Annotated in this window: 21 protein-coding genes; 9 read left to right on the top strand and 12 right to left on the bottom strand. The window is 70.5% G+C overall.

Going from position 1 to position 25,475, the window contains the following annotated elements; genetic code table 11:
* Positions 1-91: 91 nt before the first annotated feature.
* The 3 genes from hutU to kdsA are packed head-to-tail and all read left to right on the top strand — an operon-like array spanning position 92 to position 4,178.
* On the top strand, positions 92-1,765 hold the full coding sequence (gene hutU, locus EOD73_RS05600; protein ID WP_127681640.1) for a urocanate hydratase: 1,674 nt from the start codon (positions 92-94) through the stop codon (positions 1,763-1,765).
* 14 nt (positions 1,766-1,779) lie between these two features.
* Positions 1,780-3,282, top strand: coding sequence for a histidine ammonia-lyase (hutH, locus tag EOD73_RS05605; RefSeq protein ID WP_127682434.1), 1,503 nt, complete (start codon positions 1,780-1,782; stop codon positions 3,280-3,282).
* Positions 3,283-3,329: 47 nt separating this feature from the next.
* Entirely contained in the window at positions 3,330-4,178 is an 849-nt protein-coding gene (gene kdsA / locus EOD73_RS05610; RefSeq protein ID WP_127681642.1) for a 3-deoxy-8-phosphooctulonate synthase, read from the top strand.
* 13 nt (positions 4,179-4,191) lie between these two features.
* On the opposite strand, the gene clsB is transcribed toward kdsA, so the two are convergent.
* The 12 genes from clsB to EOD73_RS05670 all read right to left on the bottom strand — a co-directional run bounded on the left by clsB (position 4,192) and on the right by EOD73_RS05670 (position 19,542).
* Entirely contained in the window at positions 4,192-5,481 is a 1,290-nt protein-coding gene (clsB, locus tag EOD73_RS05615) for a cardiolipin synthase ClsB (protein WP_127681644.1), read from the bottom strand.
* Positions 5,478-6,269, bottom strand: coding sequence for an endonuclease/exonuclease/phosphatase family protein (locus EOD73_RS05620; protein ID WP_240660605.1), 792 nt, complete (start codon positions 6,267-6,269; stop codon positions 5,478-5,480). Before EOD73_RS05620 ends, clsB begins: the two co-directional genes overlap by 4 nt.
* A complete protein-coding gene (locus EOD73_RS05625; RefSeq protein WP_127681646.1) occupies positions 6,266-7,213 on the bottom strand; it encodes a diguanylate cyclase in 948 nt (315 codons plus the stop codon). Before EOD73_RS05625 ends, EOD73_RS05620 begins: the two co-directional genes overlap by 4 nt.
* On the bottom strand, positions 7,210-11,562 hold the full coding sequence (locus tag EOD73_RS05630) for a PAS domain S-box protein (protein ID WP_127681648.1): 4,353 nt from the start codon (positions 11,560-11,562) through the stop codon (positions 7,210-7,212). The genes EOD73_RS05625 and EOD73_RS05630 overlap by 4 nt, the downstream gene beginning before the upstream one ends.
* 56 nt (positions 11,563-11,618) lie before the next feature.
* Positions 11,619-12,077: a dihydroneopterin triphosphate diphosphatase gene (gene nudB, locus EOD73_RS05635; protein WP_127681650.1), complete on the bottom strand. Its 459-nt coding sequence runs from the start codon at positions 12,075-12,077 to the stop codon at positions 11,619-11,621.
* Between the two features lie 10 nt (positions 12,078-12,087).
* On the bottom strand, positions 12,088-12,855 hold the full coding sequence (locus tag EOD73_RS05640) for a CsgG/HfaB family protein (RefSeq protein WP_127682436.1): 768 nt from the start codon (positions 12,853-12,855) through the stop codon (positions 12,088-12,090).
* 109 nt (positions 12,856-12,964) lie between these two features.
* The gene (gene aspS / locus EOD73_RS05645) at positions 12,965-14,782 is read right to left on the bottom strand and encodes an aspartate--tRNA ligase (RefSeq protein ID WP_240660606.1); all 1,818 of its coding nucleotides are present in this window, start codon (positions 14,780-14,782) and stop codon (positions 12,965-12,967) included.
* A gap of 69 nt (positions 14,783-14,851) precedes the next feature.
* On the bottom strand, positions 14,852-15,523 hold the full coding sequence (locus EOD73_RS05650) for a DUF502 domain-containing protein (RefSeq protein WP_127681654.1): 672 nt from the start codon (positions 15,521-15,523) through the stop codon (positions 14,852-14,854).
* A 26-nt stretch (positions 15,524-15,549) separates the two neighbouring features.
* Entirely contained in the window at positions 15,550-15,840 is a 291-nt protein-coding gene (locus tag EOD73_RS05655; RefSeq protein WP_127681656.1) for an FmdB family zinc ribbon protein, read from the bottom strand.
* Positions 15,841-15,927: 87 nt separating this feature from the next.
* Entirely contained in the window at positions 15,928-17,391 is a 1,464-nt protein-coding gene (locus EOD73_RS05660) for a high affinity choline transporter 1 (RefSeq protein WP_127681658.1), read from the bottom strand.
* Between the two features lie 85 nt (positions 17,392-17,476).
* Entirely contained in the window at positions 17,477-19,045 is a 1,569-nt protein-coding gene (gene ubiB, locus EOD73_RS05665) for a ubiquinone biosynthesis regulatory protein kinase UbiB (protein WP_127681660.1), read from the bottom strand.
* 2 nt (positions 19,046-19,047) lie between these two features.
* Positions 19,048-19,542 (bottom strand): hypothetical protein, encoded by a 495-nt coding sequence (locus EOD73_RS05670; protein WP_127681662.1) that lies wholly within the window; start codon positions 19,540-19,542, stop codon positions 19,048-19,050.
* Positions 19,543-19,628: 86 nt separating this feature from the next.
* Between EOD73_RS05670 and galE the strand changes: the two genes are divergently transcribed.
* From galE to rfbC, 6 genes are read left to right on the top strand one after another with little or no spacing between them, the layout of a single operon-like run.
* Entirely contained in the window at positions 19,629-20,666 is a 1,038-nt protein-coding gene (gene galE, locus EOD73_RS05675) for a UDP-glucose 4-epimerase GalE (protein WP_127681664.1), read from the top strand.
* Positions 20,663-22,102: a mannose-1-phosphate guanylyltransferase/mannose-6-phosphate isomerase gene (locus tag EOD73_RS05680; protein WP_240660607.1), complete on the top strand. Its 1,440-nt coding sequence runs from the start codon at positions 20,663-20,665 to the stop codon at positions 22,100-22,102. The genes galE and EOD73_RS05680 overlap by 4 nt, the downstream gene beginning before the upstream one ends.
* Before the next feature lie 3 nt (positions 22,103-22,105).
* Positions 22,106-23,164, top strand: coding sequence for a dTDP-glucose 4,6-dehydratase (gene rfbB, locus EOD73_RS05685; RefSeq protein ID WP_127681666.1), 1,059 nt, complete (start codon positions 22,106-22,108; stop codon positions 23,162-23,164).
* Positions 23,161-24,033 carry a dTDP-4-dehydrorhamnose reductase gene (rfbD, locus tag EOD73_RS05690; RefSeq protein ID WP_127681668.1) on the top strand — a complete coding sequence of 291 codons (873 nt, stop codon included), beginning with the start codon at positions 23,161-23,163 and terminating at the stop codon, positions 24,031-24,033. Before rfbB ends, rfbD begins: the two co-directional genes overlap by 4 nt.
* Before the next feature lie 10 nt (positions 24,034-24,043).
* Positions 24,044-24,910: a glucose-1-phosphate thymidylyltransferase RfbA gene (gene rfbA / locus EOD73_RS05695; protein ID WP_127681670.1), complete on the top strand. Its 867-nt coding sequence runs from the start codon at positions 24,044-24,046 to the stop codon at positions 24,908-24,910.
* A complete protein-coding gene (rfbC, locus tag EOD73_RS05700) occupies positions 24,907-25,464 on the top strand; it encodes a dTDP-4-dehydrorhamnose 3,5-epimerase (RefSeq protein WP_127681672.1) in 558 nt (185 codons plus the stop codon). The genes rfbA and rfbC overlap by 4 nt, the downstream gene beginning before the upstream one ends.
* Positions 25,465-25,475 lie beyond the last annotated feature (11 nt).

Below are 25,475 nucleotides of genomic sequence, written 5' to 3' on the forward strand. Positions count from 1 at the left end.
GGCCGGCATCGTAAGCCGGCTTGACGCGAGTTGTCTAGACAACTTACGATGCCCATCGCCCACCCCTCACCCTGTTGTTTGGAGCCTTCCCATGAGCGGACCCCGGACCGTGCGCGCCCCCCGCGGCAGCACCCTCACCTGCAAGAACTGGCTGACCGAAGCCGCTTACCGGATGATCCAGAACAACCTCGACCCCGAGGTGGCCGAGCGCCCCGAGGACCTGGTGGTCTATGGCGGCATCGGCAAGGCCGCACGCAACTGGGAGGCCTTCGACCGCATCCTGGCCGCGCTGAAAGACCTGAACGCCGACGAGACCCTGCTCGTCCAAAGCGGCAAGCCCGTGGGCGTGTTCCCCACGCACGCAGGAGCCCCGCGCGTGCTGTTGGCCAACAGCAACTTGGTGCCGCACTGGGCCACCTGGGAGCACTTCAACGAGCTCGACCGCCAGGGGCTGATGATGTACGGCCAGATGACCGCCGGCAGCTGGATCTACATCGGCACGCAGGGCATCGTGCAGGGCACCTACGAAACCTTTGCCGAGGCGGCGCGCCAGCACTACGGCGGCGTGGCCCAGGGCAAGTGGGTGCTGACCGCCGGCTTGGGCGGCATGGGCGGCGCGCAGCCGCTGGCCGCCACCTTCGCTGGCTTCAGCTCGCTCAACATCGAGTGCCAGCAAAGCCGCATCGACTTCCGCCTCAAGACCCGCTACGTGGACGAGCAGGCCCGCGACCTGGACGACGCCATCGAGCGCCTGCGCCGTTACGGCGCCGAAAGCAAGGCCATCTCGATCGCGCTGCTGGGCAACGCCGCCGAGGTGCTGCCCGAACTGGTGAAGCGCGTGCGCGCCGGCAGCGCCCCACAGCCGCACATCGTGACCGACCAAACCTCGGCCCACGACCTGCTCAACGGCTACCTGCCGGCAGGCTGGACCGTCGAGCAGTGGCGCGCCGCCGCGGCCGATCCGGCCCAGCACGCCACGCTGAAGGCCGCCGCCGCCCAAGGCTGCGCCGTGCACGTGCAGGCCATGCTCGACTTCCAAGCCATGGGCGTGCCCACGGTGGACTACGGCAACAACATCCGCCAGGTGGCGCTGGACCAAGGCGTGAAGAACGCCTTCGACTTCCCCGGCTTCGTGCCCGCCTACGTGCGCCCGCAGTTCTGCGAGGGCCGCGGCCCCTTCCGCTGGGTGGCGCTCTCGGGCGACCCGGACGACATCGCCAAGACCGACGCCAAGATCAAGGAGCTGTTCCCCCACGAGGCCCGCGTGCACCGCTGGCTGGACATGGCCGCCGAGCGCATCGCCTTTCAGGGCCTGCCCGCGCGCATCTGCTGGCTGGGCCTGGGCCAGCGCCACCTGGCCGGCCTGGCCTTCAACGAGATGGTCGCCAAGGGCGAGCTGAAGGCCCCCATCGTCATCGGCCGCGACCACCTGGACTGCGGCAGCGTGGCCAGCCCCAACCGCGAGACCGAGGCCATGCAAGACGGCAGCGACGCCGTGAGCGACTGGCCGCTGCTCAACGCCATGCTGAACACCGCCGGCGGCGCCACCTGGGTGAGCCTGCACCACGGCGGCGGCGTGGGCATGGGCTTCAGCCAGCACAGCGGCGTGGTCATCGTGGCCGACGGCACGCCCGAGGCCGCCGAACGCTTGAAGCGTGTGCTGTGGAACGACCCCGGCACGGGCGTGATGCGCCATGCCGATGCCGGCTACGACCTCGCCAAGGCCTGCGCCCGCACGCAAGGCCTGAACCTCCCTTCTCTTTGAACGACACCCGCGCCATGCAGCTCCAACCCGGACACCTCACCCTCGCGCAGCTGCGCGTCATCGCCGACGGCACCGAGACGCTGACGCTCACCGACTGGTCCGCGCTGGACGCCAGCGCGGCCCTCGTGGCCGCCGCGGCCGCGGGCGACGCGCCGGTCTACGGCGTCAACACTGGCTTTGGCAAGCTGGCCAGCACGCGCATCGCCAAAGACCAGCTGGCCGCGCTGCAGCTCAACCTCATCCGCAGCCACAGCGTGGGCGTGGGCGCGCCCATGTCGCCGCCCGTCGTGCGCCTGATGCTGGCCACCAAGGCCGCCAGCCTGGCCCGCGGCTACAGCGGCGTGCGCCGCGAGGTGGTGCAGTCCCTGCTGGACGCCTTCAACGCCGGCTTCGTCCCCTACATCCCGGCCCAAGGCTCGGTGGGCGCCAGCGGCGACCTGGCCCCCTTGAGCCACATGACCCTGGCCCTGATGGGCGAGGGCGAGGCCCTGGTGGACGGCCAACGCCGCCCCGCCCTGGCCGAGCTGCAACGCCTGGGCCTCAAGCCCCTGACCCTGGCCGCCAAGGAAGGCCTGGCGCTCATCAACGGCACGCAGGCCAGCACCGCCTTGGCCCTGCACGCCCTGCTGCGCTTCGACACCCTGTTCGCCACGGCGCTGGCCGCCGGCGCCATGACCCTGGACGCCGCCCGCGGCAGCGACGGGCCCTTCGACCCCCGCATCCACGCCGTGCGCGGCCAGCCGGGCCAGATCGAAACCGCGGCCGTGTACCGCGAGCTGCTGGCCGGCAGCGCCATCCGCCAAAGCCACAAGGAAGGCGACGAGCGCGTGCAAGACCCCTACTGCCTGCGCTGCCAGCCCCAGGTGATGGGCGCCTGCCTGGACCAAGCCCGCCACGCCGCCGAGGTGCTGGTGCGCGAGGCCAACGCCGTGACCGACAACCCGCTCGTGTTCGACGACTGCATGGTCTCGGGGGGCAACTTCCACGCCGAGCCCGTGGCCCTGGCCGCCGACGGCCTGGCCCTGGCCATCGCCGAGGTGGGCGCCATCGCCGAGCGCCGCATCGCCATGCTGATCGACCCGGGCATCAGCCGCCTGCCGCCCTTCTTGACGGCCGACGCTGGCCTGCACAGCGGCTTCATGATTGCCCACGTCACCGCCGCCGCCCTGGCCAGCGAGAACAAGAGCCTGGCCCACCCGGCCAGCGTGGACAGCCTGCCCACCAGCGCCAACCAGGAAGACCACGTCAGCATGGCCACCTTCGCGGCCCGGCGCCTGCACGCCATGATCGACAACACCGCGCACATCGTGGCCATCGAGCTGCTGGCCGCCGCGCAGGGCATCGACTTCCTGCGCCCGCTGCGCAGCTCCGCGCCCGTGGAGGCCCTGTACGAGCGCCTGCGCCAAGACTGCGCCAGCCACCCCGCCGACCACTACCTGGCGCCCGACATCGAGCGCGCCGCGGCCTTGGTGCAAGGCGGGGCGCTGCAGGCGCCCGGGGCGCCCCACGTGGGTTGATCCTCGGCTGAGACAATCGCACCCTTCCCCGTTCAGGACGCTCTGCCATGCCCTCCATCGCCATCGGCCCCGCCATTTCCGTCGACAACCGCAAGCCCTTCGTCTTGTTCGGCGGCATGAACGTGCTCGAGTCGCTGGACCTGGCGCTGCGCACCTGCGAGGCCTACGTGCAGGTCACGCAAAAGCTCGGCATTCCCTACGTCTTCAAGGCCAGCTTCGACAAGGCCAACCGCAGCAGCATCCACAGCTACCGCGGCCCTGGCTTGGAAGAGGGTTTGAAAATCTTTGAAGCCGTGAAGGCCCGCTTCGGCGTGCCCTGCATCACCGACGTGCACGAGCCCCACCAATGCCAGCCCGTGGCCGAGGTGGTGGACGTGCTGCAGCTGCCCGCCTTCCTTGCCCGCCAGACCGACCTCGTCGTGGCCCTGGCCAAGACGGGTCGCGTCATCAACATCAAGAAGCCGCAGTTCCTGAGCCCCTCGCAGATGAAAAACATCTGCGAGAAGTTCCAAGAAGCCGGCAACGACCAGCTCATCCTGTGCGACCGCGGCACCTGCTTCGGCTACGACAACCTCGTGGTCGACATGCTGGGCTTCGGGGTGATGAAGAAGCACTGCGGCGACCTGCCCGTCATCTTCGACGTGACCCACGCGCTGCAGCAGCGCGAGTCGGGCGCGGCCGCCAGCGGCGGCCGCCGCGAGCAGGTGGCCGACCTGGCCCGCGCCGGCATGGCCGTGGGCCTGGCCGGTTTGTTCCTGGAAGCCCACCCCAACCCGGCCGAAGCCAAGTGCGACGGCCCCAGCGCCCTGCCCTTGGGCCAGTTGGAGCCCTTCCTGGCGCAGGTCAAGGCGGTGGACGACTTGGTGAAGTCGTTCCCGCCCTTGGCCATCGCCTGACCCTGCGCAGGCTTCAGTACCGCTCGTTGCCAGCCATGCGCAGGTAAAGCTGCGCCGCCCAGGCCACCAGGCGGCGGCGCAGCCAGCCGCGCAGGCCGCGCCACCCCGGCGGCGGTCGCTCGGCCAACACCTCCTCGGCGCCCTCCAGCGCCGCCTCGAAGGCCTGGCGCACTTGGGCGGCCACGGCCTCGTCCCAGACGACGACGTTGGCCTCCAGGTTCAGCACCAGCGAGGTCGGGTCCAGGTTGCTGGAGCCCACCGTGGCCCAGCGCCCGTCCACCTGGGCCACCTTGGCGTGCAGGAAGGCCGCGCGGTACTCGAACACGCGCACGCCCCGCGCCAGCAGGTCGGCGTAAAGGGCGCGAGCGGCCATTTCGGCCAGGCGGTAGTCGAACTGCCCTTGCAGCAAGAGGCGGATGCGCACGCCGCGCCCGGCGGCACGGTGCAAGGCGCGCAGCAGCCGGGCGCTGGGGTAGAAGTAGGGACAGATGAGGTCGATGGCCTGCTGCGCCTCGCGCAGGGCGTGCAGGTACTCGCGCTCGATGGCGTGGCGCTGCACCAGGTTGTCGCGGCGCACGAAGGCGGCCCGCACCGGCCGCAGGTCGGCCAAGGCCTCGCGGCGACTTCGCCGCCAGGCCAAGGCCTCGGCACGCGCCCCCTGCCAGTCGCGCCAGCGCGCGTCGATCCACTGCCGGGCCCGGTGCAAGGGCTCCGGCGCGGTCAGCAAGGCACGCAACTCGTCGCCGAAGTCGGCGCCCAGCCAGGCCCGCGTCCAAAGGCGGCGCACCGTGCGGTGCACGTCGGCCACGATGGGTCCGCTGACGCGCACGGCGAAGTCCAGACGCGGCGTGGGCAGGGCGCCGTGGCGAAGGTCCCAGCGGTCGTCCAGCAGGTTGATGCCGCCGACGAAGGCCACGGCCTCGTCCACCACGCACAGCTTCTGGTGCAGCCGGCGCAGCTGGCCGGGCTGGAACCAATGCCACCAGCGGTCGATGGGACGGAACACCGCCAGCGCCACCCGGCTGCCTTGCAAGCGCTCGCGCCACCACGGCAGGGCCTCGCGCGCGCCGAAGCCGTCCACCACCACGCGCACGCGCACGCCGCGCCGGTCGGCGCGCAGCAGGGCTTGCACGATGGCCTCGGAGGCCGCGTCGGTGTGCACGATGTAGCTGGCCATCCACACATCGTGCGCCGCGCGGTCGATGGCCTCGGCCATGGCCGGGAACAGCGCGTCCCCGCCCTGCAGCAACCCCAACTCGTGCCCGCCTTGCGGCAGGGCGCGCTCGCGCCAGCCGCGCATCATGCGGGGTGCAGGTCGACGAGCAGGGGCAGGTGGTCGCTCATGCGCACCCAGGGCCCGCCGCGCGGCACGTGCGCTTGGCTGGCGCGCAGACCGCGGGTGTAGACCCGGTCGAGCGCGAACAGCGGCGCCCGCGCCGGGAAGGTGCGGTGCAGGCCCTGCGGTTCGCGCGCCAGGCCCAGCTCGCGCATGGGCCGGTCGAGTTGCTCGCGCCAGTCGTTGAAGTCGCCGGCCACCAGCACGCGGGCCTGGGCCGGCACCTCGTCGGCCAGGTACTGCCCCAGTTGCTGCACCTGGCGCACACGACTGCCATGGAACAGGCCCAGGTGCAGCACCAGCACGTGCAGCGGCTGCCCGTGCCAGTCCACCTCCACGTGCAGCAGGCCGCGCTGCTCGAAGCGGTGGTCGGAGACGTCGTGCTGGCGCACGCCCTGGATGGGCAGGCGCGACAGCAAGGCGTTGCCGTGCTCGCCCCCCCGGGTGATGGCGTTGCTGCGGTAGGCCACGTGGTAGCCCTCGGGCGCCAGGTACTCCGCCTGCGGTCCTGGCCAACCCAGCAGGGGGTGCGAGAAGCGCCGCGCGTCGCCCAGGTGGTGGCTGCGCACCTCTTGCAGGCACACCAGGTCGGCGCCGAAGGCGTGCACGCCCAGCTTCAGCGCGTGGATCTCCAGGCGCTTGGCCATGGCCAGCCCGCGCACGCCCTTGTGGATGTTGTAGGTGGCCACCCGCAGCGGGCGGTCCAGGTCGGGCGCGCGGGCACCTTCCGGGCCCAAGGCACCCAGCGGGCTCACGGCGCGGCCCCTTCGCGCGCGGGCTCGAAGCCCTGAACGCGGTCCCGGCCGGCCGATTTGGCTTGGTACAGCGCGGCATCGGCCCCCGCCAGCAGGGCCTGCGGGGTGAGCACGGGCACCTGGGTGGTGCAGGCCACGCCGAGGCTGATGCTGAGGTGCGGCTGCACCTCGCTGGTGGGGTGCGGCATCCGCAAGGCGGCCACGGCGGCGCGGAGGCGCTCGGCCACGGCCAGCGCCCCGGGCAGGTCGGTGCCGGGCAGCACGCAGGCGAACTCTTCGCCGCCGAATCGGGTCACGAGGTCCATGGGCCGGAGCATGCCAGCCCGCAGCGCCGCGGCCACCTGCCGCAGGGCGTCGTCGCCCGCCAGGTGGCCGTAGTGGTCGTTGTAGCGCTTGAAGCGGTCGACGTCGATCATGACCAGGGACAGGGGCGTGCGATCGCGTGCCGCGTGGCGCAACTCGGCGGCCAGGCGCTCGTCGAAGGCCCGCCGGTTGTGCAGGCCGGTCAGGCCGTCCAAAAACGCCAAGTCGCGCAGCACGTCGCCCTGGCGCTTGAGGAGCAGGTGGGTCTGCACCCGCGCCCGCACGATGGCCGGCCGGATGGGCTTGCCGATGAAGTCCACCGCCCCCAGGGCCAGGCCGCGGGCTTCGGCGGCCTCGTCGTTGTGGGCGGTGACGAACACCACGGGGATGTGGCGGGTGGCCGGATCGGCCTGCAGCCGGGTGCAGACCTCGAAGCCGTCGAGGTCGGGCAGGTCCAGGTCCAGCAGCACCAGGTCGGGCCGGCGTTCCTGCGCCAACTCCAGCGCCTGCCGGCCGCTGGTGGCCATGAAGACCTGGTGGTCGCTGGCGAAGGTGCGGTACAGCGCTTGGATGTTGGCGGGCTGCTCGTCCACCACCAGCAGGCGGGGCCGGTCCAAAGGGGGCAGGGGCATCGAACTCATGCGGCCAGCGCGCCATGCCAGGCCTGGGCCAGGCGCACGGCGTCTTCGAAAGCAAAGGATTCGACGGCCTCGCGCAGCGGGCGAAAGCGCGGGTCGTCGGCCAGGGGGGCCAAGGGCTCCAGGGCGTCGAGCGCGGCCGCGTCGAATTGCCCCAGCAGGTCCATCAGCTGCTGCAGCGCCGCCCGCTGCTGGGCGGGCGACAGGGGCGCGGGCCGCGGGCCTTCGCTGGCCACGGTCGGCTCGGCGTGGCGGGCGCGCAGGCACTGCAGGCCGGCCTGGGCCGCCTCCAGCGCCGCCAGCGCGTTTTGGCTGGCCAGGGGCTCGGGCTGGCCCTCGGCCCGGCGCACGCGCTCGCAGGCCGCCACGGCCCCCAAGGTGCCCAGGTTGCCCTTGAGGCTGTGCAGCAAGCGCTGGCGCTGTGCCACCGCCGCCTCGCCCTCAGCCGGCGAGGCCAGCTCGGCCATCCACTGGGGCAGGGCCTCGGCGAACCGGTCCAGCGAGCGCCCGTACAAGGCGCGCTGGCCGCCCAAGCGGGCCAGGGCTTCGGCGCTGGCCCAGCCCTCGGGTTCGTCGGCGCCCGCCGGGTCCACGGCCGCGCGCGTCGGCACCGCGTCGGCCCGCCCGGTCCAACGCGCCAAAGTGGCCACCAGCTGGTCCAGCTCGAAGGGCTTGCCCACGTGGTCGTTCATGCCCGCCTCCAAGCAGGCCGCGCGGTCGCTGGCGCTGGTGTTGGCGGTCATGGCGATGACCGGCAAGTGGCGGTCCAGGGTGGCGCGCAGCGCCCGGGTGGCGCTCAAGCCGTCCATGACCGGCATTTGCAGGTCCATCAGCACGGCGTCAAAGCTGTCGGGCTCGGCGGTCAACAGGTCCAGCGCCTCCTGCCCGTGGGCGGCCACGCGCACGCTGGCGCCCTCCGCGCTGAGCAGCTCGCAGGCCACCTGCTGGTTGATGGCGTTGTCCTCGGCCAGCAGCAAACGCAGGCCCGCCAGGCGCTGGTGGCCGGGCAGGCCCACGGCCGCGCTCCCCAGGCCCAGGGGCGCCGGGGTGGGCAAGGCCTCGGCGAGGGGCAGGTCCAGCTCGAACCAGAAGGTGCTGCCGCGGCCGGGCTCGCTGCGCAGTTGCAAGCGCCCGCCCATCAGCGCCACCAGGCGCTGGCTGATGGCCAGGCCGAGGCCGGTGCCCCCAAAGCGCCGGGTGATCGACGACTCGGCCTGCGTGAAGCCTTGGAAGATGCGCTGCTGGTGCTCGGGGGCAATGCCGATGCCGGTGTCGCTGACGGCCACGCGCAGGCGCACCGCCCCCGCCGCGGCGCCCTCTGCGCGCTGCAGTTGCACGCGCACCTCGCCCTCGGCCGTGAACTTGATGGCGTTGCCGCCGAGGTTCACGAGCACCTGCTGCAGGCGCAGGGCGTCGCCCAAGACCGCGGCCGGCAAGGCCGGGTCCAGCGTCAGGACCAACTGCACCGGTTTGTCCTTGAGGCCGGGTTGCAAGATCACGCCGGCGTCCTGCAGCAGGGTGGCCAGGGACAGCGGCCGGGCCTCCAAGTCCATGCGACCGGCCTCGATCTTGGAGAAATCGAGGGTGTCGTTGATCAGCGCCAGCAGCGTGCGGGCGGCCGAGCCGGCCTTGGTGAGGTAATCGACCTGGCGGTCGTCCAGGGGCGTGCGCGTGAGCAGCTGCAGCATGCCCAGCACCGCGTTCAGCGGCGTGCGGATCTCGTGGCTCATGTTCGCCAGGAATCGGCTCTTGGCGACCACGGCCTCCTCGGCCTGCTGGCGCGCGCGCACCAGCTCGGTCAGGTCGATGCGGATGCTGACCAGGTGCCCGTCGGGCATGGCCCGGTCGATGCGGCGCAGGGTGCGCCCGGAGGGCTCGGCCTCCAGCTCGTCCAGGGGCCCGGTTCGGCGGCGCGCCACCCGGGTGCGCACCCAGGCCTCGGGGGCTTCGCCCTGGGTCACGCCCGGATCCAGCTCCACCAGGTCGCGCAGCAGGTCCTCGAACCGAATGCCGGGGCGCACCAAGTCGGCGACCACCGGGTCCATCTGACGGAATCGCTCGTTGCAGTAGAGCAAGCGGTCGTCGGGGCCCCACAGGGCGAACGGTTGGTCCAGCGCGTCGATGGCGTGCCGCAGCAGCTCCGCCCCGCGCCGGATTTCGGCCCGGGCCTCGCGCTGCGCCGTGATGTCCTGCAGCGCGCCCACCAGCCGCGCGGGGCGGCCACCGTCGAGCTCCACCTCGGCCACGCAACGCACCCAGATGCGGCGGTCTTGGGCGGTGACGGCGGCCAGCTCCAGGTCGAAGCCCTGGCCGCGGTTGCGGGCCTCGCCCAGGGCCGCGTGCAAGGCCAGCTGGGCCTCGGGCGAGAAGTAGCCGATGGCCTCGGCCACCGTGGGCTGGTGCCCCGCGGGCAGGTCGTGCAGGCGGCCGGTTTCGTTCGTCCAGCGCATGGTTTCGCGCTGCAGGTCGTAGACCCAGCCGCCCACGCCGCCGATGCGACCGGTTCGGTCCAGCAGGTCCAGGCTGGCCGCCAACTCCTGCTCGGCCGCCTTGCGCTCGCCGATGTCTTGCGCAATGCCAAACATCAACTCCGGGTGGCCGTCGGCCGTGCGGCGCATCAGGCGCCCGCTGAGCATCAGCCACACCCAGTGGCCGTCGCGGTGGCGAATGCGCACCTCGGCATGGCAGCGCTCGGTCACGCCCTCGAAGTGATCGCGCAGGGCCTGGCGGAAGGCGGGCTCGTCGTCGGGGTGGAGCGCCTGCTCGAAGTCGACCATGGTGGCCGTGGCCAGTTCCTCGAGGGTGTAGCCCCGCATGGCGGCCAAGGTGGCGTTGCGGCGCAGGCGCTGCGTCGGGATGTGCCATTCCCAGGTGCCGAGCCGGGTGGCGTCGATGATGCCCTCGAGCCGCTCGCGCTCGGCCTGCAAGGCGTGTTCGGCGCGCAGGCGCTCCGTGACGTCGTTCTGGATGGCAATGAAGCCGCTCACCGCCCCCGCGTCGTCGCGCACCGGCTGCAGCGCGAGCTCGACCCAGTAGTCGCCGCCGTCCACCCGGCGGTTGCACAGGGTGACGCGCAGGGCCTCTGCCTCGGACCAAGCACGCTGCAGGCGGATCAAGGTGCCTGGGTCGGCGCCGCTGGACTGCTGCAGCTCGGTCAGCTGCTGACCCAGGACTTGGGCCGCGGTGAAGCCGGTGAGGCGCTCGTAGCCCTGGTTCACCCAGGTCATGCGCCCCATGGGGTCGCACAGGGCCACGGCGTTGCTCGTGCGCTCGGCCACCAGGGCCAGGCGCTGCAGGTCGCCCGTCATCTCCAGCACGCGGGCCTCGGCCTCGTCGCGCGCCCGGTGGCTTTGCAAGCCCAGCACCAGCAGCAGGCTGCTGAGCAGCACGCCCACCCCGCCCAGGGCGCCGGCGGGCCACAGGGGGAAGTTGGCGTCGTAGGCGGTGGTGGAGCGGGCCTCGAGCGTCATCGCCCGGCCGAACGCCTGAACCGGCAGGTGCACGACGCGGGCGCCGATCGGGACCTCGCTGGCCCAGCGGATCCAACGTTCGGCGCCGAGGCCGGGGTTCACGGCGTCGGTGAGCGTGAGGTCCATGCGCTCGCTCAAGCCCTCGTCAACGCCCTGGAGCAACTCGGGCACGGTGACCCAGGCCACGAGCACCCCGTCGAGCGCGTCCCAGCGCTGCTGCGGCGTGGCCTTCGGGGCCCCGGCTCGGAACAGCGGCAGGGCGAGCAGCGCGGCCGATGCGGGCGACGCGCGGTCGCGTTGCAGCTCGATCGGGGCGGAGAAGGCGGTGGTGCCCAGGCTCACCGCCTGCACCACGGCGTCGTTGCGGCGCGGCTCGCTGCGCAGGTTCAGGCCAAGTTCCCGGCCAAAGCCCTCCGCCGGCGCGATGGCCACTTGCACCAGGAGGTCGCCCGCTTCACCTGGGACCGAAGCGGGTCGCAGCTCGAAGGTTCCGCCGGTGCGACGCAGGGCCGCCAGCCGGGCCGGCACTTCGTCCGCGGACCAGCGTTGCACCAGGCCCAGGGCCTGCAAGCCCGGCAAGTCGCGCGACACCTCGCGCGCGGCCATGTAGGCCTGCAGGCGCGGTGCGTCCATGCCGCCGGTGGCGCCGTGCAGGGCGCGCAGGCCTTCCAGCACAAAGCCCGGCTGCGCCAGGCGCCGCTGCACATCACCGGCCACTTGCGTCGCACGTTGGTGGAATTCCACCTTGGCCTTGCGCTCGATCCAGGTGGCCATGGCCGCGCCGCCCAACAAGGAGAGCACGCAGCCCAGCAGGGCCAGCGCCAGGATCAGGGCGTGCCGGTGCAGGGCCCAACGCGATGGGGGGGCGGGAGCGGCAGGCATGGCCGGATCATGCTGAAGCGCCCTGCTCGCGGCCCTTCGGGTTTGCGCGGGTGCGCTCAGGCGGGGGCGACCCAACGCGGCAGGTGCGAGATGGCCTCGGCGTTGGACGGCGAGAAGCAGGCCTCGGCGGCGGCGGCCCAAGGCAGCCAGCGCGAGGCGGCGTGCTCGCGCGGCGACAGGCGCACGGGCGTGCCCTCGGGCACCAAGAGACCGAAGACCCGCTCGCGGTTGTGGGTCACGCCCGGCGCGTAACGGTGGCGCCAGCGGGGGTAAATCTCGTAGACGTTCTCCAAGCCCCAGTCGCACAACTGGCAGCCGGGCGCCCGGGCGTCGATGCCCGTTTCCTCGGCCACCTCGCGCAGCGCCGTGGCCTCCCAGGATTCGTCCTCGTGGTCCTTGGAGCCGGTGACCGATTGCCAAAAGCCCGGCGCATCGGCCCGCTCGATCAAGAGCACCTGGAGCGACGGGGTGTGGATGACAACGAGGACCGACTCGGGAACCTTGAACGCGGGCATGCCGGCAGTATCAACCGCCCTTCTTCGGCACCGGCGGCGGGAGGTCTTTGGCCGCCAATTCGCGCACCTGAGCGACGAGTTGGTTGTGCGCGTCCAAGAAGGCCGCGGCGATCACCTTGCCTTCGTTGCTGTTGGCCCAACCGGCCCCGCCGCCGCTCAAGCGCCCCACCACCAGGCCGCCCACACCCAGGTCGGTCACGCGCACCGAGCCCGTGGCCGCAGCCACCTGCTCGGTGGTTTCGTTGTCGGTCAGCAGCAGGGTGACCTGCGCTTCCTTCAGCTTGACCTGCTCGGCCGCGCCCACGAAGTTGCGCAGCACGGGGATCTGCGCCATCAGGCCACCCACTTGTCGCCCGGCGTCCATCTCGCTGAAGTTGAGCGCCGGCGTGAGCGAGTACTGCGCCTCGTAGCCCTTGCCCTTGTGCACCGTGCTGCCCGTTTGCCGCAGCACGCCAGCCTCTTTCAGCTCCTGCTCACGGATGGTGGCCTTGAGGCCCGCGCTGCGGTCGACGACGCGAAAGCAGCCGCTTTGCTGCGCCAGCAAGCGCACCAGTGGCAAGGGCGACGGGGGCAGGCCGTTGGCGCTGCCGTACTGGTAGCCGTTGGGGTTCTCCACCAGGGCCAGCGTGGCCACCGGCGCGTCGCAGGTCACCAAGGACTTGGCACCGTGCCGTGCCCCGGCCGGACCGGCCGAGCCGCTGACGGCCGAGCCGCCCTCCCCCAGCGCCTCGCCCTGCTTGCCGCAGCCCACCAACACACCCAAGGCCATCACGGCCATGCCCAACTTCAACTTCGATGCACCCACGCCCGATCCTCCGCTACGTTTGCTCACACGCCAAAAAAAAAGGGCAGCCGAAGCTGCCCTTGGGGGTTGCTGGCCAACGGCATCAGGCCGTGGCGGCCGCCGCGTTGCGCAGGCGGATGTGCAGCTCGCGCAGCTGCTTTTCGTCCACCATGCTGGGGGCGCCGGTCAACAGGCACTGCGCGCGTTGCGTCTTGGGGAAGGCGATCACGTCGCGGATCGACTCGGCCTTGGTCATCAGCGTGACCAAGCGGTCCAGGCCGAAGGCCAACCCGCCGTGCGGGGGCGCGCCGTACTGCAGCGCGTCCAGCAAGAAGCCGAACTTCAGGCGCTGGTCGTCTTCGCTGATGTTCAGGGCCTCGAAGACCTTGGCCTGCACGTCGGCGCGGTGGATCCGCACCGAGCCGCCGCCCAGTTCCCAGCCGTTGAGCACCATGTCGTAGGCCTTGGCGATGCACTGGCCCGGGTCGGTGGCCATGAGGTCCTCGTGCCCGTCCTTGGGCGCGGTGAAGGGGTGGTGCACGGCCGCCCAGCGGTTGTTCTCGTCGTCGTGCTCGAACATCGGGAAGTCCACGACCCACAACGGCGCCCAGCGGTCTTCGAACAGGCCCTTGGCCTTGGCAAAGTCGCTGTGACCCACCTTCAGGCGCAGGGCACCGATGGCGTCGTTGACGATCTTGGCCTTGTCGGCGCCGAAGAACAGGATGTCGCCGTCTTGGGCGCCGGTGCGCTTCAGCACCTCGGCGATGGCGGCGTCGTGCAGGTTCTTCACGATGGGCGACTGCAGGCCGTCACGGCCCTTGGCCACCTCGTTGACCTTGACCCAGGCCAGGCCCTTGGCGCCGTAGATCTTCACGAACTCGGTGTAGGCGTCGATGTCGCCGCGGCTCAGCTCGGCGCCACCGGGCACGCGCAGGGCCACCACGCGGCCGCCCGGGGTGGTGGCCGGGCCGCTGAAGACCTTGAAGTCCACGTCCTTCATGCAATCGGTCAGCTCGGTGAACTCGAGCTTCACGCGCAGGTCGGGCTTGTCCGAGCCGAAGCGGTGCATGGCCTCGGCGTACTGCATCACCGGGTAGTCGCCCAGCTCCACGTTCATGGCCTTGCGGAAGACGTGGCGGATCATCCCTTCGAACATCGCGCGGATCTCCTCTTCTGTCAGGAACGAGGTCTCGATGTCGATCTGGGTGAATTCCGGCTGGCGGTCGGCGCGCAGGTCTTCGTCGCGGAAGCACTTGGTGATTTGGTAGTAGCGGTCGAAACCGGCCACCATCAAGAGCTGCTTGAAGAGCTGGGGCGACTGCGGCAGCGCGAAGAACTGGCCGTCGTGCACGCGGCTGGGCACAAGGTAGTCGCGCGCGCCCTCGGGCGTGCTCTTGGTCAGCATCGGGGTCTCGATGTCGACAAAGCCCAGCTCGTCCAGGTACTTGCGGCACTCCATGGCCACGCGGTAGCGCAGCATCAGGTTCTTCTGCATCTGCGGGCGGCGCAGGTCCAGCACGCGGTGCGTCAAGCGCGTGGTTTCGCTCAGGTTCTCATCGTCGAGCTGGAAGGGGGGCGTGACGCTGGGGTTCAGCACCGTCAGCTCGTGGCACAGCACCTCGATCTTGCCGCTGACCAGGTTGCCGTTTTCGGTGCCGGCCGGGCGGGCGCGCACCTTGCCTTTGACCTGCAGGCAGAACTCGTTGCGCACGCCCTCGGCCGTCTTGAACATCTCGGCGCGATCGGGGTCGCAGACGATCTGCACCAGGCCCTGGCGATCGCGCAGGTCGATGAAGATCACCCCGCCGTGGTCGCGCCGGCGATGGGCCCAGCCCATCAAAGTCACGTCTTGGCCCAACAGGGCCTCGCTCACATCGCCACAGTAACTCGTACGCATTGCATTGCTCCAAACCGGCCGCATTCGCCGGCCTTGTCATTCAAAAAGAGGGGGGAGTGGCGCTGACCCTGGCTGAACCCGACGCCGGCGGGCTCAGCCGATCGGATTGGGGTCGCTCGGCGCTGCCGCTGCCGCCGGGGTGCTGGGCGCGACGACGCCCATGGAAATGATGTGCTTGAGCGCGGCGTCCACGCTCATCGCCAAGGGGCGGAGCTGGTGCTTGGGCACCATCAGAAAGAAGCCCGAGGTCGGGTTCGGGGTGGTGGGCACATAAATCGACACGTGCTCGCGGCCGTCACCCAGCAGGGGGGCGACTTCGGGGGCCGGCGTGCCGGTCACGAAGGCGATGGTCCAGCTGCCAGCGCGCGGGTACTCGACCAGCACGGCCTCGCGAAAGGCGTTGCCCTTGCTCGAGAACAGGGTGTCGGAGACCTGCTTGACCGAGCTGTAGATGCTTTTGACGATGGGCACCTGGTGCAGCACCCGGTCCCACTGCTTGAGCCACCACTGCCCCACGATGTTGGCGGCAAATACTCCCGTGCCCAAGAGCAGCAGCACCAGGGTGAGCACCCCCAGGCCGCGCACGTTCTTGAGCTCGCGCAGCGCGTCGCCCATGGCCTGGGGCAGCACCGAGGCGGCGGCGCCCACGACCCCGCCAAAGATGCCGTCCATCAGGCCGAGCACCCACAGCAGCACCCAGACCGTGATGGCCAAGGGGAGCCACACCAAGAGGCCGGCGAGGAGGTACTTGCGGAACAGGGCCATCAGGGTCCGATCGGGGGAGCGCGTGCTCAGTGGCAGCCGGAGCCGGCGCAGCTGGTGCCGCAGCCGCCCGCGGCGGGTGCGGGGGCCGGCGTGGCGTCGGCCGACGCCGGGGCGGGCGCGCTCGACGAAGCGCCGCCGCCTTTGAAGTCGGTCGCGTACCAGCCCGAGCCCTTGAGCTGGAAGCCGGCGGCGGTGAGTTGCTTGCTGAAGGCCTCGGCGCCGCACGCCGGGCAGGCGGTCAGCGGCGCGTCGGACAGCTTTTGCAGCACGTCCTTGGCGTGGCCACAGGCGCTGCAGCGGTAGGCGTAAATGGGCATGGTCGTTCCGAACGAAAAGCGGGCGATTCTACGAAGTCGGCCCGGCGCCCCCCGCTGGAGCGCCGGCCGGCGCCCCGCAGATGCGGTTCAGGGGTGCGGTTTCAAGTGGTGGCTGACGTGGTCGTGGCGGTTGGCCAGGACCTGCGGCGCCAAGGACCCGACCAGCATGCCGGCGAAGGCGGCGATCAGGCCGGCCAGCTGCCCCGGGAAGGCTTCGCCCCAGGTCGTGACCTGGGGGAAGAACAGCACCCAGGTGGCGATGCCGGCAAAAATCGAGAAGATCGCCCCCTGGGTCGTGGCGCGCTGCCAGTACAGGCCCATCACCAGGGGCACGAAGGCCCCAACCAAGGTGACCTGGTAGGCGCCGCTGACCAATTCGTAGATCGGCGTGCCCTGCATGGCGATGGCGTAAACCAGCACGGCAAAGGCGAACACGACCAACGCCACGCGCATCGCCAGCAGCTGTTGCTTGTCCGTCATGCCCGGACGGATCTGCTTGAGGATGTTCTCCACGAAGCTGGTCGTCGGGGCCAGCAAGGTGGCCGACGAGGTGCTCTTGATGGCCGAGAGCAGCGCCCCGAAGAACAAGATCTGCATCAGCAGCGGCATGTGGCCCATGATGAAGCTGGGCAGCACGCGCTGGTAGTCGTTCTGGGCCAGGTCCATGGCCTTGTCGCCCATCACCACCACGGCGGCCAGCACGATGAACATGGGCACGAAGGCGAACAGGATGTAGCTGATGCCACCGATCACCGCACCGCGCTGCGCGGTCTTGGCGTCTTGGGCCGACATCACCCGCTGGAAGACGTCCTGCTGCGGGATGGAACCCAGCATCATGGTCAAAGCCGCAGCGATGAAGAAGGCCAGATCGGTGAAGGTCATGGCGGGCAGGAACTTGCCCAGGTCCTTCTGCACGGCCAGGTCCAGCACCACGCCCGCACCACCGGCCAGGTCGGCGGCGAACACGGCGATGGCCGACAGGCCCAGCACCAGCACGATCATCTGGATGAAGTCGGTCCAGGCCACGGCCAAAAAGCCGCCGATGACGACATAGATGAGCACGGCCAGGGTGCCGATGACCATGCCGGTGGCGGGGCTCATGGCGCCGTTGGTCAGCACGCTGAACACCAGGCCCAGGGCCGTGATCTGCGCGGCCACCCAGCCCAGATAACTCAGGATGATGGCCAGCGAGCAGAAGATTTCGACGCCCTTGCCGAAGCGCTGACGGTAGAAGTCGCCGATCGTCAGCAGGTTCTTTTGGTAAAGCTTGGCGGCAAAGAACAGGCCCACCAGCACCAGGCACATGCCGGCGCCGAAGGGGTCCTCGACCACCGCGCCGAGCCCGCCTTGGACGAACTTGGCCGGGATGCCCATGACCGTCTCGGCACCAAACCAGGTGGCAAAGGTGGTCGTGACGACCATGATCAAGGGCAGGCTGCGGCCGGCGATGGCGAAGTCGGCCGTGTTCTTGACCCGCGTGCCCGCCCAAACGCCAATGGCCAGGGTGCCCAGCAGGTAGAGCACGACGAAGACGATCAAGGTGGTGTTCATGGGCCAGGCGGGGGTAGAAGGGGGCCGCTGCGGCGCAGCGGAATTTCGGCGCGCGGGATTATGGCGGCGGTGGCTCGCGCGCCGGCTAGAGCGCAACCCCCAAGACGCGCACGGCCACCAGGGCGATGACCCCGCCGGCGGCAAAGCCAGCGATCGCCCACAAGCCGGCCGTCAGCAGGCGGTTGGTGCGGCGCAACTCGGCCAGCAAGGGCGCCAGGTGCGCGTGCTCGGGCCGACCTTGGGCCTGGGCCTTGAGCGCGTCGTGCAAGAGGCGGGGCAACTCGGGCAGAAAGGGGGCGAAACGGGGCGCCTCCTTCTTCAAGGCCTTCAGGAAGGCGCGCCCCCCCACCTGCTCGTCCATCCAACGCTCCAGGAAGGGCTTGGCGGTGCTCCACAGGTCCAGGTCGGGGTCGAGTTGCCGCCCCAGGCCCTCCACGTTCAGCAAGGTCTTCTGCAAAAGCACCAGCTGCGGCTGGATCTCGACGTTGAAGCGGCGCGAGGTCTGGAACAGGCGCATCAGGACCTGGCCGAGCGAGATGTCCTTCAAGGGCCGGTCGAAATGCGGCTCGCACACCGCGCGGATGGCGCCCTCCAGGGCGTCGATGCGGGTCTCGCGCGGCACCCAACCGCTTTCGACGTGCAACTCGGCCACGCGCTTGTAGTCGCGGCGGAAGAAGGCGATGAAGTTCTGCGCCAGGTACTCCTTGTCCACCTCGGACAGGGTGCCGATGATCCCGAAGTCCAGCGCGATGTAGCGCTGGAAGGTCTCGGGCGCCAGGCTGACCTGGATGTTCCCGGGGTGCATGTCGGCGTGGAAGAAGCCGTCGCGAAACACCTGGGTGAAGAAGATGGTGACGCCATCGCGCGCCAGCTTCTTGATGTCGACCCCGGCGGCGCGCAGGGTGTCGAGCTGGCTGATGGGCGTGCCGTGCATGCGCTGCATCACCATCACCTGCGGCGTGCACAGCTCCCAGACCATCTCGGGCACCAGCACCAAGTCCAGCCCCGCCATGTTGCGGCGCAGCTGCGCGGCATTGGCGGCCTCGCGGACGAGGTCCAGCTCGTCGTGCAGGTACATGTCGAACTCGGCCACCACCTCGCGCGGCTTGAGCCGGCGTCCGTCGGCGCTGAGGCGTTCCACCCAACCGGCCAGCCAACGCAGCAGGGCCAGGTCGTCGTCGATGACGGCCAGCATGCCCGGCCGCAGCACCTTGACGGCGACCTCCCGCCCGTCGGGCAACTGGGCAAAGTGGACCTGCGCGATCGATGCACTGGCCACCGGCTCGGGGTCAAAGCGGGAGAAGACCTGCTCGATCGAACGGCCAAAGGCCTGTTCCACCAGGCGCCGGCTCTCCGCCGCCGGGAAGGGCGGCACCCGGTCCTGCAGCTTGGCCAGTTCCTCGGCGATGTCCGGCGGCACGAGGTCGCGTCGCGTGCTCAGCACCTGGCCGAACTTGACGAAGATCGGGCCCAGGCGCTCCAGCGCCAGGCGCAAGCGCACGCCGCGCGGCTGCTCCCAACTGCGCCCCAGGCCGATGAGCCGACGCAGCCAGCGGGCCCGGCGGTGGCGCTGCAAGCCCGACAGGGCCAGGTCGTCCAGGCCGTAGCGCAGGACGGTCCAGCCGATGACCCAGGCGCGAAGGAAGTTGCGCACGGTCAGCGTGCGCCGCGTTGCAGGAGCGCCGCCAGGCCGTCCTTCAGGCCCTGCCCCACCTGGGCCACGAACTGGGCCGGTGCCGGCCCCACGGCCCGGGCCAATTCGTCGGCCGGGTCGAAGCGCAGGTTCTCGAACAGCCAGTTCACCGCGCCGGCCAGGGCCGCGTCGCCGCTGACATTGACCCCTTGGCGCTGGCCCTTCAGCGCGGCCATGGCGCTGGCCACCGGGTTGCTGGCGTCCAGCGTGACGCGCAATTGCGCATCGGCCACGGGCTCGGCCACGCGCTCCAGCAGGCCCGCGGGCGTGATGCGCAGGGCCAGATCCGGCAGCGCCGGCGCCCAAGCCGGGGCCCCTTGCACCGAAACGACCATCGTCGACTGCTGGAAGGGCAAGAGGCGGGCCATGGCGGCCGGCTCGCGACCGATGACGTGGTTGAGGAGGAGCACCAAGCGCTCTTGCAGCGCGGGAGCCAGGACGTTGGGCCAATCGATCATGCGACCGATTCTAGGGACGCCCCCCCGGGCCCCGGGGTCGGCAGGGCCTTGCCGGGCAGCGCTGAACTACGATCCCGCCGCTCACCATGACCGCACGCATCCTGCTCACCGGCGCGACCGGGTACATCGCCACGCACACCTGGTTGGCCCTGCACGAGGCCGGCTTCGAGGTGCTGGGCGTCGACAACTTTGCCAACAGCTCGCCGCGGGTGTTGGACCGCCTGGCCACCCTGCTCGGTCACCGCCCCCGCTTCGAGGAACTCGACGTCACCGACACCGCCGCGCTGAGTGCCCTGCTGACGCGCGAACCCGTTCAGGCGGCGGTGCATTTCGCGGCGCACAAGGCCGTGGGCGAGTCCACGCAGCAGCCGTTGGCCTACTACCGCAACAACTTGAGCGGCCTGATCAGCGTCTGCGAATCGCTGCGCGCCACCGGCTGCCATCGCCTGGTGTTCAGCTCCAGTGCCACGGTGTACGGCGACCCGGCCACCCTGCCGATCCGCGAAGACGCCCCGATCAGCAGCACCAACCCCTACGGCGCCACCAAGCTCATCGGCGAGCAAATCCTGCGCGACCTGGGCACCGCCGACCCGCACTGGCAAACCGGCTGCCTGCGCTACTTCAACCCGGTGGGCGCGCACGCCAGCGGGCTCATCGGCGAGGACCCGCGCGGCACGCCGAACAACCTGATGCCCTACGTGGCCCAGGTGGCGGTCGGCCGTCGGGCGCGCTTGCAGGTCTTCGGCAACGACTACCCGACGCACGACGGCACGGGCGTGCGCGACTACATCCACGTCGTCGACCTCGCCGAGGGCCACGTGGCGGCGCTGCGCCGCCTGCTGGACACACCGGGCTCGTTCACCGTGAACCTGGGCACCGGCCAGGGCTACAGCGTGCTGGACCTGGTGCGGGCCTACGAGGCCGCCAGCGGCCAGCCCGTGCCCTACGAGCTGGCGCCCCGCCGACCCGGCGACGTGGCGGCCTGTTACGCCGACCCGACCCTGGCCGCCGAGCTGTTGGGCTGGCGCGCCCGGTACGGCCTGGACCGCATGTGCGAAGACTCCTGGCGCTGGCAACGCCTCAACCCCCAAGGCTTCGACAGCCCCCTGCCGAGCACCGCATGAGCACCTTGAACGTACAACCCGTCGTGATGGCCGGTGGCTCCGGCACGCGCCTGTGGCCCTTGTCGCGCGCCGGCTACCCCAAGCAATTCCTCGTGCTGTCGGGCAACCAGAGCCTGTTCCAGCAGGCCGTCGCCCGCCTGGCGGCCTTGGCCGACGCCGACTTGGCCGTGCGCCCTCCCCTGGTGGTGGGCAACGAAGAGCACCGCTTCTTGGTGCTGGACCAGTTGCGCGAGTTGCCGGTGCCGCCGGCCGACGTGCTGCTGGAGCCCTGCGGCCGCAACACGGCGCCGGCCGTCACCTTGGCCGCGCTGCAGGCCATGAGCCAGGGCGACGACCCGGTGATGGTGGTGACGCCGGCCGACCAGACCGTGACCGACGCCGACGCCTTCACCGCCGCCCTGCGCCGTGCCGTGCACCGCGCGGCCGGGGGCGACCTGGTGGTCTTGGGCGTCGACCCCGACCGCCCCGAAACCGGCTACGGCTACATCCAGGCCGCTGGGCTCGCCGGGGCCCAGCGCGTGGCGCGCTTTGTCGAGAAGCCCTCGCTGGCCACGGCCCAGGCCTATTTGGCCGAGGGCGGTTACTACTGGAACGCCGGCCTGTTTGTGCTGCGCGCCAGCACCTGGTTGAAGGCCTTGGGGCAGTTCCGCCCTGACATCCTGGCGGCCACGCGCACCGCCTACGACGGCGCGCAGCGCGACGGCGCCTTCTTGCGCCCCAACGCCGCCGCCTTCGCCGCGGTGCCCGCGGAGTCGGTGGACTACGCGGTGATGGAAGCCTGCCCAGGCAGCGCCTTCCACCTGGCCATGGAGCCGCTGAAGGCCGGGTGGAACGACCTCGGCGCGTGGGAGGCCGTCTGGCAGGTGGGCGAGCACGACGCCCAAGGCAACGTGGCGCGCGGCGACGCCCTGCTGAGCGGCTGCGAGAACACGCTGGTGCAGGCCGGCGAGCGCCTGGTGGCGGCCGTGGGCCTGCGCGACGTGATGGTGGTGGAAACCGCCGATGCGGTGCTGGTGGCCGACCGCAGCCGCAGCCAAGAGGTCAAGCACATCGTGGCCCAGCTGGCCCAGTCGGGCCGGGGCGAGGGCCTGCTGCACCGCAAGGTGCACCGCCCCTGGGGCTGGTACGACAGCATCGACCAGGGCGAGCGCTTCCAGGTGAAGCGCATCTTGGTCAAGCCCGGGGCCGCCCTGAGCCTGCAAATGCACCACCACCGCGCCGAGCACTGGATCGTGGTCAGCGGCACGGCCGAGGTGACCGTGGGCGACAAGACCCTGCTGCTGGGCGAGAACCAAAGCACCTACATCCCGCTGGGCGTGGTGCACCGCCTGGCCAACCCCGGCAAGCTGCCGCTGGAAATCATCGAGGTGCAGTCGGGCAGCTACTTGGGCGAAGACGACATCGTGCGGTTTGAAGACACCTATGGAAGGACTTGAGGCATGACGATCCTCGTCACCGGCGGTGCCGGCTTCATCGGCAGCAACTTCGTGCTGGACTGGCTGGCGCAGTCGGACGAGCCCGTGCTCACCCTGGACGCGCTGACCTACGCCGGCAATCGCGAAAACCTGGCATCGCTCGCGGGCGATGCGCGCCACACCTTCGTGCACGGCGACATCACCGACCGGGCCTTGGTCGACCGGCTGATGGCCGAGCACCGTCCGCGCGCCATCGTCCACTTCGCGGCCGAGAGCCACGTCGACCGCTCGATCCACGGCCCGGGAGCCTTCATCCAGACCAACATCCAAGGCACCTTCACCCTGCTGGAGGCGGCGCGCACGCACTGGCAATCCTTGGCGGACGAGGCCAAAGCGGCCTTCCGCTTCTTGCACGTCAGCACCGACGAGGTCTACGGCAGCCTGGCCGCCGACGCCCCGGCCTTCACGGAGACCCACCCCTTCGAGCCCAACAGCCCCTACAGCGCCAGCAAGGCGGCCAGCGACCACCTCGTGCGCGCTTGGCACCACACCTACGGCCTGCCGGTGCTGACCACCAACTGCAGCAACAACTACGGGCCCTACCACTTCCCCGAGAAGCTGATCCCGCTGATGATCGTCAACGCGCTGGCGGGCAAGCCCCTGCCCGTGTACGGCGACGGGCAACAGATCCGCGATTGGCTGTACGTCAAGGACCACTGCGCCGCCATCCGCCGCGTGCTCGAGGCCGGGCGCTTGGGCGAGACCTACAACGTGGGCGGCTGGAACGAAAAGGCCAACATCGACATCGTCAAGACCGTGTGCGCGCTGCTGGACGAGATGCAGCCCAGCGCCGAGGGCCCCTACGCCCGCCTGATCACCTACGTGAAGGACCGGCCCGGGCACGACCGGCGCTACGCCATCGACGCCCGCAAGCTGGAGCGCGAGTTGGGCTGGAAGCCGGCCGAAACCTTCGAGACCGGCATCCGCAAGACGGTGCGCTGGTACCTCGACCACCCGGATTGGGTGCTGCGCGTGCAGTCGGGCGCCTACCGCGATTGGGTGGCCACCCAGTACCAAGCATGAAGCTGCTGGTCTTGGGGGCCAATGGCCAGGTCGGCTGGGAACTGCAGCGCGCCCTGGCCCCGCTGGGCGAGGTGCACGCCTGGGACCGCACGGCGGGCGACCTGGGCCAGCCCGAGGCCCTGGCGGCGGCAGTGCAGGCCTTGGCGCCTGCGGCCATCGTCAATGCCGGGGCGTACACGGCCGTGGACAAGGCCGAGTCGGAAGCCGCCTTGGCCCACACCGTGAACGCGGAAGCCCCGGCGTACCTGGCCCAGGTGGCCACGCGCCTGGGTGTGCCCTTGGTGCACTACAGCACCGACTACGTGTTCGACGGCAGCGGCACGCATGCCCGAACCGAAGACGCCCCCACCGGCCCCTTGAGCGTGTACGGTCGCAGCAAGCTGACCGGGGAAGACGCCATCCGTGCCAGCGGCTGCCACCACCTGATCCTGCGCACCAGCTGGGTGTACGCCGCCCGTGGGGGCAACTTCGCCAAGACCATGCTGCGCTTGGGCCAAGAGCGCGAACGACTGCGCGTGGTGAACGACCAGTGGGGCGCCCCCACCGGCGCCGAGCTCCTGGCCGATGCGACGGCCCACGCGCTGCGCGCGGTGCTGGCGCAGCCCCAGCTTGGCGGCACCTACCACCTGTGCGCCGCCGGTGAAACGAATTGGGCGGCATACGCCCGCTTTGTCGTCGACACCGCGCGCGCGATGGGCCGCACACTCGCCTGTCAAGCGGTGGACGGCATCCCGACCAGCGCCTACCCCACGCCGGCGCAGCGCCCCCTGAACTCGCGGCTCGACTGCCGTCGCTTCGAGCAGGCCTTCGGGCTGCGCCTGCCGGCCTGGGAGCAAGGCGTGCGACGGATGCTGGCCGAAATCACCTGAAGGACGCGCCATGCGCAAAGGCATCATCCTCGCCGGGGGCTCGGGCACCCGGCTGCACCCGGCCACCTTGGCCGTCAGCAAGCAGCTGCTGCCGGTGTACGACAAGCCCATGGTCTATTACCCGCTCAGCACCCTCATGCTGGGGGGCATGCGCGACGTGCTCTTGATCAGCACGCCACAAGACACCCCGCGCTTCAGCCAGTTGCTGGGCGACGGCAGCGCCTGGGGCATGAACATCCAGTACGCGGTGCAACCCAGCCCCGACGGCCTGGCCCAGGCCTTTCACATCGGGCGGGATTTCATCGGCGGCGCCCCCAGCAGCCTGGTGCTGGGCGACAACATCTTCTACGGCCACGACCTGCCGGCCTTGCTGCGCGAGGCCAATGCCCGCACGGAAGGGGCCTCGGTCTTCGCCTACCACGTGACCGACCCGGAGCGCTACGGCGTGGTCGAGTTCGACGGCCAGCAGCGCGCCATCTCCATCGAGGAAAAGCCGCGCCAGCCCAAGAGCAATTTCGCCGTCACGGGCCTGTACTTCTACGACGAACAGGTCTGCGATCTGGCCCGCGACCTCCGGCCCAGCCCACGCGGTGAGTTGGAGATCACCGACCTCAACGCGCTCTACTTGGCCCAAGGGCAGTTGCACGTCGAGACCATGGGTCGCGGCTACGCCTGGCTGGACACCGGCACGCACGACAGCCTGCTCGATGCGGGGCAGTTCATCGCCACCCTGGAGCGGCGGCAAGGCCTGAAAGTGGCGTGCCCCGAAGAGATCGCCTACGTGCAGGGCTGGATCGACGCCGAGCAGCTGCTGAGGCTGGCCGCTCCGCTGGCCAAGACGCAGTACGGCCAGTACCTGCAAAGGCTGGTGAAGTGAAGGTCGTGCCCACCGCCCTCGACGGGCTGTTGATCCTCGAACCCCAGGTCTTTGGCGACGCCCGGGGCTTCTTCACCGAAAGCTGGAACGCCGAACGCTTCAACGAGGCGGTCGGCCGCGAGGTGCGCTTCGTGCAGGACAACCACAGCCGCTCGCGCCGCGGGGTGCTGCGCGGCCTGCACTTTCAGCGCGCGCCGCATGCGCAAGGCAAGCTCGTGCGCTGCGTGTCGGGCGCCGTGTTCGACGTGGCGGTGGACCTGCGCGCGGGCAGCCCCACCTACGGCCGCTGGGACGGCGTGGAACTGAGCGCCGACAACCACCGCCAGCTCTGGGTGCCGCCGGGCTTTGCGCACGGCTTCTTGGTGCTCAGCGAAAGCGCCGACTTCCTCTACAAGACGACGGACTACTACGCCCCCCAGGCCGAAGGGGCCGTGCGCTGGGACGACCCCGACATCGGCATCGTCTGGCCCGACCTGGGCAGCCCGCCCCAACTGGCGGCCAAGGACGCCGCGGCCGCGGCCTTGAAAGACACCGCGCCGCTGCAGCCGGCCTGAGCCCAGGTCGG

Origin of the sequence: Inhella crocodyli (assembly GCF_004004565.1) — a bacterium.
GTDB classification, from domain to species: domain Bacteria; phylum Pseudomonadota; class Gammaproteobacteria; order Burkholderiales; family Burkholderiaceae_C; genus Inhella; species Inhella crocodyli.

Excerpts from the sequence above, each read along its gene's own strand:
- hutU (WP_127681640.1), top strand. The coding sequence starts at position 92 with ATGAGCGGACCCCGGACCGTGCGCGCCCCCCGCGGCAGCACCCTCACC.
- EOD73_RS05680 (WP_240660607.1), top strand. The coding sequence starts at position 20,663 with ATGAGCACCTTGAACGTACAACCCGTCGTGATGGCCGGTGGCTCCGGC.
- EOD73_RS05650 (WP_127681654.1), bottom strand. The coding sequence starts at position 15,523 with ATGGCCCTGTTCCGCAAGTACCTCCTCGCCGGCCTCTTGGTGTGGCTC.
- rfbD (WP_127681668.1), top strand. The coding sequence starts at position 23,161 with ATGAAGCTGCTGGTCTTGGGGGCCAATGGCCAGGTCGGCTGGGAACTG.
- EOD73_RS05655 (WP_127681656.1), bottom strand. The coding sequence starts at position 15,840 with ATGCCCATTTACGCCTACCGCTGCAGCGCCTGTGGCCACGCCAAGGAC.
- EOD73_RS05625 (WP_127681646.1), bottom strand. The coding sequence starts at position 7,213 with ATGAGTTCGATGCCCCTGCCCCCTTTGGACCGGCCCCGCCTGCTGGTG.
- galE (WP_127681664.1), top strand. The coding sequence starts at position 19,629 with ATGACCGCACGCATCCTGCTCACCGGCGCGACCGGGTACATCGCCACG.
- aspS (WP_240660606.1), bottom strand. The coding sequence starts at position 14,782 with ATGCGGCCGGTTTGGAGCAATGCAATGCGTACGAGTTACTGTGGCGAT.
- rfbA (WP_127681670.1), top strand. The coding sequence starts at position 24,044 with ATGCGCAAAGGCATCATCCTCGCCGGGGGCTCGGGCACCCGGCTGCAC.
- EOD73_RS05660 (WP_127681658.1), bottom strand. The coding sequence starts at position 17,391 with ATGAACACCACCTTGATCGTCTTCGTCGTGCTCTACCTGCTGGGCACC.
- EOD73_RS05670 (WP_127681662.1), bottom strand. The coding sequence starts at position 19,542 with ATGATCGATTGGCCCAACGTCCTGGCTCCCGCGCTGCAAGAGCGCTTG.
- kdsA (WP_127681642.1), top strand. The coding sequence starts at position 3,330 with ATGCCCTCCATCGCCATCGGCCCCGCCATTTCCGTCGACAACCGCAAG.
- clsB (WP_127681644.1), bottom strand. The coding sequence starts at position 5,481 with ATGATGCGCGGCTGGCGCGAGCGCGCCCTGCCGCAAGGCGGGCACGAG.
- EOD73_RS05640 (WP_127682436.1), bottom strand. The coding sequence starts at position 12,855 with ATGGCCGTGATGGCCTTGGGTGTGTTGGTGGGCTGCGGCAAGCAGGGC.
- nudB (WP_127681650.1), bottom strand. The coding sequence starts at position 12,077 with ATGCCCGCGTTCAAGGTTCCCGAGTCGGTCCTCGTTGTCATCCACACC.
- EOD73_RS05630 (WP_127681648.1), bottom strand. The coding sequence starts at position 11,562 with ATGCCTGCCGCTCCCGCCCCCCCATCGCGTTGGGCCCTGCACCGGCAC.
- hutH (WP_127682434.1), top strand. The coding sequence starts at position 1,780 with ATGCAGCTCCAACCCGGACACCTCACCCTCGCGCAGCTGCGCGTCATC.
- rfbB (WP_127681666.1), top strand. The coding sequence starts at position 22,106 with ATGACGATCCTCGTCACCGGCGGTGCCGGCTTCATCGGCAGCAACTTC.